We start from the raw sequence: 14,480 nt of genomic DNA, 5'->3' as shown, positions 1-14,480 counted from the left end.
CAGACACTTACGCTTTGTCGCTTGTGAACGGGAAAAGGGGAGCGCGGTAGCTTCCCTTTTCCTGTTCACGTGTTAGCGCGTTTCTGAAACGCTTGCAGGCCAGATGAACGGAACAATACCTCTGCAGTGACATATCCTGTGTAGAAGCCCGGTTTCCCTGGGCTGAGATTATGTGGCACCGCTTGCCCGATTGCGCTAAGTCTGTCGGGACTCTATTCCGCTGCGCCCCAGCGGCACTACCAGCGGCGTATGCGCTACCGGATCGTCAATGATCATGCAGCGCAGACCGTAGACCGCTTCTATCAATTCGGCGGTAACGATCTCTTTGGGCGCGCCCTGCGCGACAATTTTGCCATCGCGCAGCGCAATCAGATGCGTGGCGTAGCGGCAAGCCTGATTCAAATCATGCAGTACCGCTGCCAGCGTATAGCCCTGCTCGCGGTTCAGTGCGCTTAACAACTCCAGCAGATCGATCTGGTAGCTGATATCGAGCCAGGTGGTGGGTTCATCGAGCAGCATGATGGCCGTCTCCTGCGCCAGCACCATCGCAATCCACGCCCGCTGCCGCTGGCCGCCGGAGAGCGTATCGACACTCTGGTTGGCCAGCGAATCCACGCCGGTGGCCTTCATCGCCCGCATTACCGCTTCTTCATCCTCTTTACGCCAGCGGGTGAACAGCGGCTGATGCGGGTAGCGCCCGCGCGCCACCAGCTCCTGTACGGTGATATCGCCCGGCGTGGTGGCGTTTTGCGCCAGCAGCCCGACGCGCCGCGCCACTTCTTTGCTGGCGAAGCGCTGGATCTGCTCGCCATCAAGATAAACATGCCCTTGGGCGGGCGTCATCAGGCGGCTCAGCGTGCGCAGCAGCGTTGATTTACCGCAGCCGTTGGGGCCGATAATGGCGGTGAAATGGCCGTCGGGAATGGCAACGCTTAGCTGCTCAGCAATGATTTTTTTGCCATAACCCAGCGTTAAATCTGTGCCGCGCAAACGGGAAGATAAATCGGTCATTTCTTGCGGGACTCCTGAATTAACAAGGCGATAAGGTAGATACCGCCAAGGCTGACGGTGACCACACCCACCGGCAACTGATAAGGCGTAAACCCTTGCTGGGCGACAAAATCCGCCAGCAATAACAGCAACGCGCCGCACAGGGCCGACTGCATTAAGCCCCAACGGGCGGTGGCGCTAATGCGCCGGGCGATGTGTGGCGCTACCAGAGCGATAAATGAAATCGGCCCCGCCAGCGCGGTAGCCGCCGCTGTCAGCGCCACCGCCACCAGCATTAACAGCAAGCGTGAACGCTCGACACTGACACCAAGCGCGCAGGCGCTGTCATCACCCATCTCCAGCAGCCGCATCCGGCGAGCGAGCAGGGCGGCGCACACGAACATCAGCATAATGATTGGCGCGGAAGGTAGCGTCTTCGCCCAGGTCAGGCCGTTCAACGAGCCAGCATTCCATAGCCCGGCGGTGACGGCGGTTTCCAGCGACGCCTGCAGCAGCAGCCAGGTATTGAACGCCACCAGCATCGCCCGCACGCCAATGCCGACAATAATCAGGCGGAAGGTTTCAATGCCATTGCGCCAGGCCAGCAGCCAGACCACCAGCGAGGTGAGCATACCGCCCGCCAGTGCTGCCAGCGCAATGGCCGTTAAATGCTGACCAAACAGCACCATCGCCACCAGCACGCCGCTCCACGCGCCGGTGTTAAAGCCCATCACATCCGGGCTGCCTAACGGGTTGCGCATCAGTGATTGAAAAATCGCGCCGCTGACGCCGAGCGCGGCACCGACCAGCAGCGCCATCAGCACGCGCGGTAAACGCCACTCCATCACCACCCGTTGCATCGCGCGCGGCGCATCGCCGGTTAATGCATTCATCACCTGGGTTAATTCCAGCGTCACTGCGCCGCTGCGCAGGCTCCAGACCGCCATCAGAACGGTACAAAACACCATCAGCAGGCAACTGGCGACTAAACGACGGGACGGCGAAATCACAGGCCACCTCCGCGCGCGCGGCGCACCAGTACAATCAGCACCGGCGCACCGAGAAAGGCGCTGAACACCGATACGCGCAGCTCACCGGGCACAATCAGGCGGCCAATAATATCGGCGAACAGCAACAACGCAGGCGTCGCAAGCAGTGTGACCGGCAGCGACCAGCGATGATCCGCGCCCACCAGCCAGCGCGCCATATGCGGCATCATCAGGCCGATAAAAGCAATCGGGCCGACTACTGCCGTCGCACTGCCGCACAGCACGGTGATGGTCACTAGTCCGAGTAATTGCGTGCGCGCCACCTTGCTGCCAAGCGCCGTGGCGGTATCGCTGCCGAGGCTCAAACTGTTGAGCGAGCGGCTCAGCATTAGCGTGATCGCCGCCGCCAGCAGCACCGGAATGATCACAATTTTCAACGTTTGCAGGGTGCGGATATCCAGCGATCCGGCCTGCCAGAATCGCAACTGGTCGTAGACATCGGCATTCAGCAGCGCAATCCCGCTGGAGAACCCTTCCAGTACCGCGCCAAGCGCCACTCCCGCCAGCGTCAGACGCACCGGACTGAGCTGCCCACCGCCCTGGCTGCCGGTAAAAGCCACCAGCAGCGACGCGGCCAGTGCGCCGCAAAACGCCAGCAGCAATTGTTCCACCGGAGACGAAATACCGAGCAGCGCCGCGCCGAGCACAATGGCGAAACTGGCGCCGGAATTCACGCCAAGCAGGCCGGGATCGGCCAGCGGATTACGGGTGAGGGTTTGCATTAGCGCACCAGCAAGCCCCAGCGCGCCGCCGGCCAGCAGACCCGCCAGCGTGCGCGGCAGGCGCGCATCGCGGATGATGGCGCAGTCCGCGCTCTGGCAGACGCCGGAGAGCGCGTCGATCACCACGGCGGCGGGCATCGGTTTCGCGCCAATAAACAGGCTGAGTGTGGCGGCGACAATAAGCAGTATCAATAGTCCGGCGAGAGCAAAGGGGCGCGCCGGAAAAGCAGAACACGACATAATACGTCCCGAATTTGATAATGATAGTAATTATCGTTATCGATCTTGTTTTGATATGTTAACATGCGAAGCCGACATATGGACATAAAAAGTACGTATTTAAGGCGCTGTGATGAAACAACAATCCTGGCTGTTGAACCTTGGCCTGCTGCGCACGCATCCGGCTTTTCGCGCGGTATTTCTGGCGCGTTTTATCTCGATTTTATCGCTGGGCCTGCTTGGCGTAGCGGTGCCGGTGCAGATTCAGGAAATGACCCACTCCAGCTGGCAGGTGGGGTTATCGGTCACGCTGACCGGTTCGGCCATGTTTATTGGCCTGATGTTTGGCGGCGTGCTGGCGGATCGCTATGAACGTAAGAAACTGATTTTACTGGCGCGTTCCACCTGCGGCGTTGGGTTTATCGGCCTGTTTCTGAACGCGCAACTGGCGGATCCTTCGCTGGCGGCGATCTATCTGCTGGGTTTGTGGGACGGCTTTTTCGGCGCGCTCGGCGTGACGGCGCTGCTGGCGGCAACGCCTGCGCTGGTCGGGCGGGAAAATCTGCTGCAGGCGGGGGCGATCACCATGCTGACGGTGCGTCTGGGGTCGGTGATATCACCGATGTGCGGCGGTCTGCTGCTGGCTTCGGGCGGCGTGGTGTGGAACTACGGTCTGGCGGCGGCGGGGACGTTTATCACTCTGTTGCCGTTACTCAGCCTGCCCGCGTTGCCGCCTCCGCCGCAGCCGCGCGAACATCCGCTGAAATCGCTGCTGACGGCGCTGCAATTTTTATTTCGTAACCCGTTGATTGGCAGTATCGCGTTGCTCGGCGGGCTGTTAACCATGGCCAGCGCGGTGCGCGTGCTTTATCCGGCGCTGGCGATGAGCTGGAACATGTCAGCGGCAGAAATCGGTCTGCTGTATGCCGCGCTGCCGCTTGGCGCAGCAATCGGGGCGTTAACCAGCGGCAAACTGGCGCACAGCGAAAGGCCGGGCGTGATTATGTTGATGACCAGCGTCGGCGCTTTTATTGCGATAGGGCTGTTCAGCCTGATGCCGGTGTGGGCGTTCGGTGTGCTGTTGCTGGCGTTATGCGGCTGGCTGACCGCCGTGAGTTCGCTGTTGCAGTACACCCTGCTGCAAACCCAGACCCCGGAAGCGATGCTCGGGCGCATCAACGGCTTGTGGACCGCGCAGAACGTGACGGGCGATGCGATTGGCGCGGCGCTGCTGGGGGCGATGGGATCGATGATGACGCCCGCCTCATCGGCGAGCATCAGCGGGCTGGTACTGGCGGCGATCGGTTTAGTGCTGGTGGTGGCGCTCGGCGAGCTGCGCCGTTTTCGTCAGACGCAGCCTGCCGCGTAGGAAACGGAATGCAGGATGGCGCTGGCGCTTATCCTGCTTACGTCTGCTGTACCGCTTTATGTAGGCCGGATAAGGCGCAGCCGCCATCCGGCAAACAGATTAACCAAACAGCGCCGACAAACGCTGCAATACACGGGTGGCGCTGTAGTAGTCCAGGCGGAAGGTTTCTGCGCCGAGGGCGTAAACGCGTTTGTTCTGCACCGCAGGCAGATGCGCCAGCAGCGGATTCGCGCTCAGCGCATCGGCATCTTTTTGATCGCTGGCGAACAGAAACAGCGCTTCACCGTTCAGCCCGGCGGCAAGGTTTTCGCCGCCCAGTTGCACGATGTCGTGGCGTTTACCCTGGCTCTGGCTGGTTTGCAGATTGGCCGGTAGCGGCGCAAGGGCGAAGCCCAGTTGCTGCAGCAACTGGCCCTGTGCGGAGTCGCGGGTCCACAGGTTGGCGCTGTGCGCGGCGGGGGTATAAACCAGCGCAGTAACCGGCTGCGGTGGCAGTTTCATCCGCGCTTTGACGTCGGCCAGTTGCTGGTTGAATTCGCTGATGCGCGCAGCGGCCTGTTTTTCCTGGCCGGTAATTTCCCCTAGTTGGGTGAGCAGCGCCTGCCAGCTTTTATCGTCGTAATTGATGACCAGCGTCGGCGCGATGGTGGAAAGCTGGTCGTACAGCGCAAGGGCGGAATCGCCGCCGGTGGCGCTGATGAGGATCAAATCCGGCATCTGCGCGGCAACGGCCTCGGCATTCGCTTCACCAATGTAAAGACGAGCGACGTTGCGTTGTTTCGCCACGTCGCCCCACTGGCGCAGAAAGCCCTGCGCGTCGGCAAAACGGTTATTCGGCGTGGTCGCACCGCTGGCAATCACCGGTGCGTCAATCGCCAGCAGCGATCCGGTAAGGGTGACGCTGGTTGACACAATGCGCAGCGGCTTGCTGTCGAGCTGATGCGTACCGCGACTGTCGGTGACCTGGCGAGGCCAGCCGGCGGCGGTCGCTGAGGTTAGTCCTAAAACAAAAATGCCCAGCATCACTAAGGGCTTACGGAACAAAAAAGAAAATCTCACGGATTGCGTCCTGTTTTTGTTGAGGTTAATGCTTCTCATTTTCATCATTGCATGAGGGGGATGCAAGCATTAGCGGCGCAGAAGAGGAATCTGCTGTTGACAGCGCGGGTAATAACTTTTTATCTTACTGCAACAAAACACAAATGATAATCATTATTAATCTCACTTATCATTGTTGGAGGATGATATGGATATGTCCCTGGCTGAGGATATCCAGCAGTCGGCAAAGACACTGGCCGCGGATCAGTTTTTGTTTATGTCGCCGTACCGCAGTTTTATGACCTCCGGGTGCGTTGCCCGTTTCTCTGAACCCGCCGTCGGCGGTGATTCTCCAGAGAGCGCCTTCCAGACCAAACTGGCGCAGGCCTTTGCCGATGCGAAAGCGCAGGGCGTGGCCCGGCCGGTGATGGTCGGCGCGATCCCGTTCGATACCACGCAACCTTCAGCGCTGTTTATTCCGGCATCGTGGCAAACCTTCTCCCGCCCGGCACGCCAGCGTTCTGCCCGCTATTTCAACGCCAGCAATATGCCGAATGTTATCGCGCAACGCGAAATCCCGGAGCAGGAAACCTTCATGCAGATGGTGGCGCGTGCGGCACAGAAAACGGCCACGCCGGAAGTGGACAAAGTGGTGCTCTCGCGTCTGATTGAGATTGCCACCGACAGCCGCATCGACAGCGGCGTGTTGCTGGAGCGGCTGATTGCCCAGAACCCGGCCAGTTTCAACTTCCACGTTCCATTGCCGGATGGCGGCGCGCTGCTGGGCGCCAGCCCGGAACTGCTGCTGCGCAAAGAGGGCGACCACTTCAGTTCGCTGCCGCTGGCCGGTTCCGCCCGTCGCCAGCCGGATGACATGCTGGATCGCGAAGCGGGCAACAAGTTGCTGGCGTCGGAAAAAGATCGTCATGAGCACGAGTTGGTGACGCAGGCGATGAAAAAAGTGCTGCAACCGCGCAGCCGCTCGCTGACTTTGCCGGATTCGCCGCAACTGGTGACCACGCCGACGTTATGGCACCTGGCGACGCCAATTGAAGGTACGGCGCTGGCGGGAGAAAACGCCCTGACGCTCGCCTGCCTGCTGCACCCGACGCCGGCGCTGAGCGGTTTCCCGCATCAGGTGGCGAAAAAGCTGATTGCCGAGCTGGAACCGTTCAACCGTGAACTGTTCGGCGGCATTGTCGGCTGGTGCGATGACGAAGGAAATGGTGAGTGGGTCGTCACCATCCGCTGCGCCCGCATTCATGAAAACCACGTCCGGCTGTTTGCCGGGGCCGGTATCGTACCTGCTTCCTCGCCGCTGGCGGAGTGGCGCGAAACCGGGGTGAAACTGACCACCATGCTGAACGCATTTGGTCTGCACTGAGGAGCGAACATGAGCATTCCTTTTACCCGCTGGCCGGAAGAATTCGCCCGCCGTTACCGCGAAAAAGGGTACTGGCAGGATCTGCCGCTTACAGACATTTTGACCCGCCATGCGCACAGCGATGCCACCGCAGTCATTGATGGCGAGCGTTCGTTGAGCTACCGCCAGTTGCATCAGGCTTCTGATAACCTGGCGTGCAGCTTACAGGCGCAGGGGATCGCGCGCGGCCAGACCGCGCTGGTGCAACTGGGCAATGTGGCGGAGTTCTACATCACGCTGTTTGCCCTGCTGAAACTCGGTGTTGCGCCGGTGAATGCGCTGTTCAGCCATCAGCGCAGCGAACTGACGGCTTATGCCGCACAGATCAAACCGGCGCTGTTGATTGCCGATCGCGATCATGCGCTGTTTGCCGACGACACGTTTATTTCCACGCTGGATTCTGTTCGCGTGGTGCTGCTGCGCGGCGAACAGGGCGAGCACGCGCTGGAGGCAGCGATTGCCCGCCCGGCGGATAACTTCGTCGCCACGCCGACACCGGCCGATGAAGTGGCATTTTTCCAGCTTTCCGGCGGCAGTACCGGCACGCCGAAGCTTATTCCACGCACCCACAACGATTATTACTACAGCATTGCGCGCAGCAACGAGATTTGCGGTTTCACCGCGCAAACCCGCTACCTGTGCGCACTGCCCGCAGCGCACAACTACCCGATGAGTTCTCCCGGTGCGCTGGGCGTCTTCCTTGCGCAAGGTTGCGTGGTGCTGGCCGCCGATCCGAGCGCCACGCTCTGCTTCCCGCTGATCGAAAAACACCAGATTACTGTCACTGCGCTGGTGCCGCCTGCGGTGAGCCTGTGGTTGCAGGCGATTACCGAGTGGGGCAGCAATGCGCAACTGGCATCGCTCAAACTGTTACAGGTCGGCGGTGCGCGGCTGTCAGCAACGCTGGCGGCGCGTATTCCGGCGGAGATCGGCTGCCAGTTGCAGCAGGTGTTTGGCATGGCCGAAGGGCTGGTGAACTACACCCGGCTGGACGATCCCTTTGATCGCATCATCAATACGCAGGGCCGCCCGATGTGCCCGGATGATGAAGTGTGGGTGGCGGATGAACATGGCAATCGGCTGCCGCCAGGCCATGTCGGGCGGCTGATGACGCGCGGGCCGTACACCTTCCGCGGCTATTTCAATAGCCCTGAGCACAACGCCAGCGCCTTCGATGCGAACGGCTTTTACTGCTCCGGCGATCTGATTTCGCTTGATGAGCAGGGCTACATCACCGTGCAGGGGCGGGAAAAAGATCAGATCAACCGCGGCGGCGAGAAGATCGCTGCCGAGGAGATCGAAAACCTGCTGCTGCGCCACGAGTCGGTGATCCATGCCGCGCTGGTAAGCATGGAAGACAGCCTGCTGGGGGAAAAAAGCTGCGCGTACCTGGTGGTGAAAGAACCACTGCGTGCCGTTGCGGTGCGTCGTTTTCTGCGTGAGCAGGGCGTCGCGGAATTTAAGCTGCCGGATCGCGTGGAGTGCCTGGAGGCATTGCCGCTGACGCCGGTCGGCAAGGTTGATAAGAAACAGTTACGTCAGTGGCTGGCCGAGCGCGCCACCGCGTAAAGGAGAGAAGATGGCGATTCCAAAATTACAGGGTTACGCACTGCCTGCGGCGGCGGATATTCCACAGAACAAAGTCAACTGGCCGTTTGAGCCAGAGCGCGCTGCGCTGCTGATTCATGATATGCAGGACTATTTTGTCAGTTTCTGGGGCGATAACTGCCCGATGATGCAGCAAGTGGTGGCGAATATCGCTGCTCTGCGTGCGTTTTGCAAACAGCACCACATCCCGGTTTACTACACCGCGCAGCCGAAAGCGCAGAGCGATGAAGACCGCGCGTTACTGAATGATATGTGGGGGCCGGGGCTGACCCGTTCACCGGAGCAGCAGAAGATCGTCGCCGAACTGGCCCCCGATGAAGCCGATACAGTGCTGGTGAAGTGGCGCTACAGCGCGTTTCATCGCTCGCCGCTGGAGCAGATGCTGAAAGAGACCGGGCGCAATCAGTTGCTCATCACCGGCGTCTATTCACACATTGGCTGCATGACCACCGCCACGGATGCGTTTATGCGCGATATCAAACCGTTTATGGTGGCTGATGCGCTGGCGGATTTCAGCCGTGAAGAACATTTGATGTCGCTGAAATATGTCGCCGGGCGTTCCGGCCGCGTGGTGCTCACCCAGGAACTGCTGCCGGTGCCGGGCAGCAAAGCGGCGCTGCGCGCGGTGGTTCTGCCGCTGCTCGATGAATCCGACGAGCCGCTGGATGACGAGAACCTGATCGACTACGGCCTGGATTCCGTGCGCATGATGGCGCTGGCCGCCCGCTGGCGCAAAGTCCACGGCGATATCGATTTTGTCATGCTGGCGAAAAATCCGACCATCGATGCGTGGTGGGCGCTGCTCTCGCGCGAGGTGAAATAATGGCCAGCCTGGATTTTACCGGCAAAACCGTGTGGGTGACCGGTGCTGGGAAGGGCATCGGTTATGCTACCGCGCTGGCCTTTGTTGACGCGGGCGCGCAGGTTACCGGCTTCGATTTAGCCTTTCCCGGCCGCGATTATCCCTTCTCCTGTGAAACGGTGGATATTGCCGATGCCGCGCAGGCGCAGGCCGTCTGCAAACGGCTGCTGGCGCAGAACGAACGGCTGGACGTGCTGGTTAACGCTGCCGGGATTTTGCATATGGGCGCGACCGATGCGCTGAGCGCAGAAGCCTGGCAGCGCACCTTTGCTGTGAATGTTGGCGGCGCGTTTAACCTGTTCCAGCAGACGATGGCGCAGTTTCGCCGTCAGCAGGGCGGGGCGATCGTCACAGTGGCGTCCGATGCGGCGCATACGCCACGCATCGGTATGAGCGCTTATGGCGCGTCGAAAGCGGCACTGAAAAGCCTGACGCTGACCGTCGGCCTTGAGCTGGCAGCAAGCCGCGTGCGCTGTAATGTTGTTTCACCGGGTTCGACGGACACCGATATGCAGCGCATGCTGTGGGTGAGCGATGATGCTGAACAGCAGCGCATTCGCGGCTTTGGCGAGCAGTTCAAGCTCGGCATTCCGCTGGGCAAAATCGCCCGGCCGCAGGAAGTGGCGAACACCGTGCTGTTTCTGGCGTCCGATCTGGCCAGCCATATCACCCTGCAGGATATCGTGGTGGATGGCGGCTCAACGCTGGGGGCGTAGATGATCTGGAAACGTCACTTAACGCTTGAGGAACTGAATGCCAGCAGTGAAAACACGCTGGTGGCGCATCTGGCCATTCTCTATACCCGCATCGGCGACGATTTTATCGAGGCCGAAATGCCGGTCGATGCCCGTACCCATCAGCCATTTGGCCTGCTGCACGGCGGCGCGTCGGCGGCGCTGGCGGAAACGCTCGGTTCAATGGCGGGCTATATGATGACGCGTGACGGCCAGTGCGTGGTCGGCACCGAGTTAAACGCCACGCATCATCGCCCGGTTGCCCAGGGAAAGGTGCGCGGCGTCTGCCAGCCGCTGCATCTTGGGCGGCAAAACCAGAGCTGGGAAATTGTGGTGTTCGATGAACAAGGACGCCGCTGCTGTACCTGTCGACTGAGCACCGCCGTGCTTGGCTAATTTCTCCCTCTCCCTGCGTGGAGAGGGCATTCTTGCGATCCCGTTAACACAATCATGTAAATACCTGGTTGCAGGGCAAATTTCCCATGTTTCGAAGTTGTTAAAAACTGTGTGTTGATATAGATACAAAATGTAACATCTCTCTGTTTCTCACACGGACAACCGCTATGAACAACCCAGGGAAATACCTTATCTGGGCAATTCTCTCCCTTGTCGGAGCCTTTGCCCTCGGCTATATCGCGCTCAATCGCGGCGAACAGATTAACGCGCTGTGGATCGTGGTTGCTGCCGTCTGCATTTACCTTATTGCTTACCGGTTTTATGGCCTCTATATCGCCAAAAATGTGCTGCAGGTTGATCCGACGCGCATGACCCCGGCGGTACGGCACAACGATGGCCTCGACTATGTGCCGACGGATAAAAAAGTGCTGTTCGGTCACCATTTTGCGGCTATTGCCGGGGCTGGCCCGCTGGTGGGGCCGGTACTGGCGGCGCAGATGGGGTATCTGCCGGGCATGATCTGGATCCTCGCAGGCGTGGTGCTGGCCGGGGCGGTGCAGGACTTTATGGTGCTGTTTATCTCGACCCGCCGCGACGGCCGTTCGCTCGGTGAGATGGTGAAAGAAGAGATGGGATCGACCGTCGGCGTGATTGCGCTGGTGGCGACCTTTATGATCATGGTGATCATCCTCGCGGTACTGGCGATGATTGTCGTCAAAGCGCTGACCCACAGCCCATGGGGCACGTACACCGTAGCGTTTACCATTCCGCTGGCCATTTTTATGGGCATTTATATTCGCTATCTGCGCCCCGGGCGCATCGGTGAAGTCTCGGTGATCGGCCTTGTGCTGCTGGTGTTTGCCATTATTTCCGGCGGCTGGGTTGCCGCCAGCCCGACCTGGGCACCGTTCTTCGATTTCACCGGCGTGCAACTGACGTGGATGCTGGTGGGCTATGGTTTTGTCGCCTCGGTGCTGCCGGTGTGGCTGCTGCTGGCGCCGCGTGATTATCTCTCCACCTTCCTGAAAATCGGCACCATTATTGGCCTGGCGATTGGCATTTTGATTATGCGCCCGACGCTGACCATGCCAGCGCTGACCAAATTTGTTGACGGCACTGGCCCGGTGTGGACCGGCAACCTGTTCCCGTTCCTGTTTATCACCATCGCCTGCGGCGCGGTCTCCGGCTTCCATGCGCTGATCTCTTCCGGCACCACGCCGAAGATGCTCGCCAGCGAAGGGCAGGCCTGCTTTATCGGTTACGGCGGTATGTTGATGGAGTCGTTTGTGGCGATCATGGCGCTGGTCTCGGCGTGCATTATCGATCCGGGCGTTTACTTCGCGATGAACAGCCCGATGGCAGTACTGGCGCCCGCAGGTACGGCGGATGTTGTTGCCTCGGCAGCGCAGGTGGTCAGTAGCTGGGGCTTTACCATTACGCCGGATGCGCTGACGCAGATTGCCAGCGAAGTGGGCGAACAGTCGATCATCTCAAGGGCGGGCGGTGCGCCGACGTTGGCGGTGGGGATGGCGTACATCCTGCACGGCGCGCTCGGCGGCATGATGGACGTTGCCTTCTGGTATCACTTCGCCATTCTGTTTGAAGCGCTGTTTATTCTGACGGCGGTTGATGCCGGTACGCGCGCGGCGCGTTTTATGTTGCAGGACCTGCTGGGTGTTATCTCGCCAAATATGAAACGGACCGAATCGCTGCCTGCTAACCTGCTAGCGACGGCGCTGTGCGTACTGGCGTGGGGATACTTCCTGCATCAGGGCGTGGTTGATCCGCTCGGCGGCATCAACACTTTGTGGCCGCTGTTTGGTATCGCCAACCAGATGCTGGCAGGTATGGCGCTGATGCTCTGCGCGGTGGTGCTGTTTAAAATGAAACGCCAGCGTTATGCGTGGGTGGCATTAGTGCCGACCGCCTGGCTGCTGGTGTGTACGCTGACCGCTGGCTGGCAAAAAGCCTTCAGCCCGGATGGCAAAGTCGGCTTCCTGGCGATCGCCAACAAGTTCCAGGCGATGATCGACAGCGGCAACATTCCGGCGCAGTATACCCAGTCACAACTGGCGCAACTGGTATTTAACAACCGTCTTGATGCCGGATTGACCATCTTCTTTATGGTGGTTGTGGTGGTGCTGGCGTTTTACTCGCTGAAAACCGCGCTGGCGGCGCTGAAGGTGAGTGAACCGACGGCGAAAGAGACGCCGTACGAGCCGATGCCGGAGAATCTTGAGCAGATTGTCGGCCAGGCAAAAAGCGCCCATTAATGGTTCCCCCTCTCCCTTGCGGGAGAGGGTTTTCTCAGGGGGAAAAGATGTTTGATACGCTCTCGAAAGCCGGAAAATATCTGGGCCAGGCGGCGAAGATGATGATTGGCGTGCCGGATTATGACAACTACGTTGAGCATATGCGCGTTACGCATCCGGATCAGACGCCGATGACCTACGAGGAGTTTTTCCGCGAACGCCAGGATGCGCGCTACGGCGGTAAAGGCGGCGCGCGCTGCTGCTGACGCGCCGCCTCTGCTGGCGTTACGCGTTGGCGCCGCCATCCACCACGATATCGGCCCCGGTGATCTGCTTCGCCGCCGGGCTGGCCAGGAAGGCGACCGCCTCGGCGATATCCTGCGCTTCACCGTAGTGGCCCAGCGCGATCAAGCGGCGCTGCGCATCGGAGGTTTCACCGTCCACCGGATTCATATCACTTTCCGTCGAACCGGGTTTCACCATATTGACAGTAATGCCGCGCGGCCCCAGATCCCGCGCCAGCCCGCGCGTTAACGAGTTCAGCGCCGATTTGGTCATCGAGTAAATCGCAATTTCACCCAGCGGTACACGGTCAGAAAGGTTGCTGCCGATATTGATAATGCGCCCGCCTTTCGGCAGATGGGCGATGGCCGCCTGTGTCGTATAGACCACACCGCGAATATTCACGTTGATCAGCGCATCGATATCTTCCTGCGACATCGTTTCCAGCAAACCGCCGCGCGCAATCCCGGCGTTATTGACCAGAATATCCAGCCCGCCCAGTTGTTCTACTGTCTGCGCAACCGCCGCGCGAGCCGCTTCCGGCCTGGCGCTGTCGGCCTGAATAGCAACGCCGTTACGCCCGAGGGCGCGGATTTCTGCAGCAACCGCTTCGGCTTTCTCCGCAGATTTCTCCCAGGTGATGGCGACATCCGCCCCGGCGCGCGCCAGCGTTAAGGCAATGGCTTTCCCCAAACCGCGGCTCGCACCGGTGACCAGTGCGCGTTTACCTGCAAGTGAGTGTGACATGAGTGGCTCCTGAATTATGTGTCGATTGATACATAATTAAAATAATCACGCTTCCATATATTCGTCAATATTATTAATATACCGATCAGCACAAAATGTGAGGATGCCGAAGTGAGCCGTGGAAGACCCCGGGAATTTGATCGCACGGATGCGCTGAACAAAGCGATGAAGCTCTTCTGGCAGAAGGGTTATACCGCGACGTCGATGAATGATCTCTATGCGACGATGGGGATTAAATCCCCCAGCCTGTACGCTGCGTTCGGCAGCAAAGAGGATCTCTACGACGAGGTATTACAGCACTACGAAGAGTGCGTGGCCCCGCATATCTGGGGCGGCATGGAGAGCGAGCCGTCACCGAAAAAGGCGATTGCGCAGTGGCTGGAGCGTTCAGCGGAAACCTTAACCCGCAGTGATTTGCCGCATGGCTGTATGGTGACGCTGTCGGCCGTCGCCAGCGAAGGTCACGAACGGCTCGGCGCGCGGGTTCAGCAGTTGCGTAACAGCGGCTATGAACTGCTGAAAGCACGCCTGAGTGAAGCACAGCAGTGCGGCGAATTACCGCCATCAACCGATATCGACGCGCTAACGCGTTTGTATGTCAGCATTCAGCAGGGGATGTCGATTCAGGCGCGGGACGGCGCCAGCCGCGAAACGCTGCTCGGCATCGCGCGAATGGCGATGGGGCTGTGGCCTGCATGAATTAGCAGACCGAGGTATTCGATTGTTCATGTGTAGTTAAAAAGGGCGGCAGTAGCTGTGATGACTGCCGCCTATAAGGCAACCCGCTAC

The 14,480-nt window shown here is 59.8% G+C and carries 14 protein-coding genes; 9 read left to right on the top strand and 5 right to left on the bottom strand.

Annotation, left to right across the window (positions count from 1 at the left end; translation table 11 throughout):
- Positions 1-195: 195 nt before the first annotated feature.
- Genes fepC through fepD form a run of 3 tightly spaced genes read right to left on the bottom strand, consistent with a single transcriptional unit; the run spans position 196 to position 3,001 of the window.
- On the bottom strand, positions 196-1,011 hold the full coding sequence (fepC, locus tag AWR26_RS18570; protein WP_064567990.1) for an iron-enterobactin ABC transporter ATP-binding protein: 816 nt from the start codon (positions 1,009-1,011) through the stop codon (positions 196-198).
- Positions 1,008-2,000 carry an iron-enterobactin ABC transporter permease gene (gene fepG / locus AWR26_RS18565; protein WP_064567988.1) on the bottom strand — a complete coding sequence of 331 codons (993 nt, stop codon included), beginning with the start codon at positions 1,998-2,000 and terminating at the stop codon, positions 1,008-1,010. Before fepG ends, fepC begins: the two co-directional genes overlap by 4 nt.
- Positions 1,997-3,001 carry a Fe(3+)-siderophore ABC transporter permease gene (gene fepD / locus AWR26_RS18560; protein WP_064567986.1) on the bottom strand — a complete coding sequence of 335 codons (1,005 nt, stop codon included), beginning with the start codon at positions 2,999-3,001 and terminating at the stop codon, positions 1,997-1,999. Before fepD ends, fepG begins: the two co-directional genes overlap by 4 nt.
- A gap of 112 nt (positions 3,002-3,113) precedes the next feature.
- Here fepD and entS point away from each other — a divergent pair, with 112 nt between their 5' ends.
- Complete coding sequence (entS, locus tag AWR26_RS18555; protein WP_064567984.1) at positions 3,114-4,349, top strand: enterobactin transporter EntS; 1,236 nt, start codon at positions 3,114-3,116, stop codon at positions 4,347-4,349.
- 99 nt (positions 4,350-4,448) lie between these two features.
- Here entS and fepB read toward each other — a convergent pair whose 3' ends face one another.
- Positions 4,449-5,372 carry a Fe2+-enterobactin ABC transporter substrate-binding protein gene (gene fepB / locus AWR26_RS18550; RefSeq protein ID WP_139227865.1) on the bottom strand — a complete coding sequence of 308 codons (924 nt, stop codon included), beginning with the start codon at positions 5,370-5,372 and terminating at the stop codon, positions 4,449-4,451.
- Between the two features lie 223 nt (positions 5,373-5,595).
- Between fepB and entC the strand changes: the two genes are divergently transcribed.
- The 7 genes from entC to AWR26_RS18515 all read left to right on the top strand — a co-directional run bounded on the left by entC (position 5,596) and on the right by AWR26_RS18515 (position 12,928).
- Positions 5,596-6,771, top strand: a complete 1,176-nt coding sequence (gene entC / locus AWR26_RS18545) for an isochorismate synthase EntC (RefSeq protein WP_064567980.1) — start codon at positions 5,596-5,598, stop codon at positions 6,769-6,771.
- Between the two features lie 9 nt (positions 6,772-6,780).
- Positions 6,781-8,379, top strand: coding sequence for a (2,3-dihydroxybenzoyl)adenylate synthase EntE (gene entE, locus AWR26_RS18540; RefSeq protein ID WP_064567978.1), 1,599 nt, complete (start codon positions 6,781-6,783; stop codon positions 8,377-8,379).
- A gap of 10 nt (positions 8,380-8,389) precedes the next feature.
- Positions 8,390-9,241: an isochorismatase gene (locus AWR26_RS18535; protein ID WP_064567976.1), complete on the top strand. Its 852-nt coding sequence runs from the start codon at positions 8,390-8,392 to the stop codon at positions 9,239-9,241.
- Entirely contained in the window at positions 9,241-9,996 is a 756-nt protein-coding gene (gene entA / locus AWR26_RS18530; RefSeq protein ID WP_064567974.1) for a 2,3-dihydro-2,3-dihydroxybenzoate dehydrogenase EntA, read from the top strand. The genes AWR26_RS18535 and entA overlap by 1 nt, the downstream gene beginning before the upstream one ends.
- Positions 9,997-10,410 carry a proofreading thioesterase EntH gene (entH, locus tag AWR26_RS18525; protein WP_035886032.1) on the top strand — a complete coding sequence of 138 codons (414 nt, stop codon included), beginning with the start codon at positions 9,997-9,999 and terminating at the stop codon, positions 10,408-10,410.
- 167 nt (positions 10,411-10,577) lie between these two features.
- Positions 10,578-12,683, top strand: a complete 2,106-nt coding sequence (gene cstA, locus AWR26_RS18520; protein ID WP_064567973.1) for a pyruvate/proton symporter CstA — start codon at positions 10,578-10,580, stop codon at positions 12,681-12,683.
- Positions 12,684-12,730: 47 nt separating this feature from the next.
- Entirely contained in the window at positions 12,731-12,928 is a 198-nt protein-coding gene (locus tag AWR26_RS18515) for a YbdD/YjiX family protein (protein WP_000460621.1), read from the top strand.
- 19 nt (positions 12,929-12,947) lie between these two features.
- Here AWR26_RS18515 and AWR26_RS18510 read toward each other — a convergent pair whose 3' ends face one another.
- Positions 12,948-13,691: an SDR family oxidoreductase gene (locus AWR26_RS18510; RefSeq protein ID WP_064567972.1), complete on the bottom strand. Its 744-nt coding sequence runs from the start codon at positions 13,689-13,691 to the stop codon at positions 12,948-12,950.
- Positions 13,692-13,802: 111 nt separating this feature from the next.
- Here AWR26_RS18510 and AWR26_RS18505 point away from each other — a divergent pair, with 111 nt between their 5' ends.
- A complete protein-coding gene (locus tag AWR26_RS18505; RefSeq protein WP_064567970.1) occupies positions 13,803-14,390 on the top strand; it encodes a TetR/AcrR family transcriptional regulator in 588 nt (195 codons plus the stop codon).
- Positions 14,391-14,480: the final 90 nt, after the last annotated feature.

Origin of the sequence: Kosakonia oryzae (genome assembly GCF_001658025.2) — a bacterium.
In the GTDB taxonomy this organism is placed as follows: domain Bacteria; phylum Pseudomonadota; class Gammaproteobacteria; order Enterobacterales; family Enterobacteriaceae; genus Kosakonia; species Kosakonia oryzae.
The sequence above is the reverse complement of the archived record's forward strand: the minus strand, read 5'-3'. Positions and strand labels throughout refer to the sequence as shown.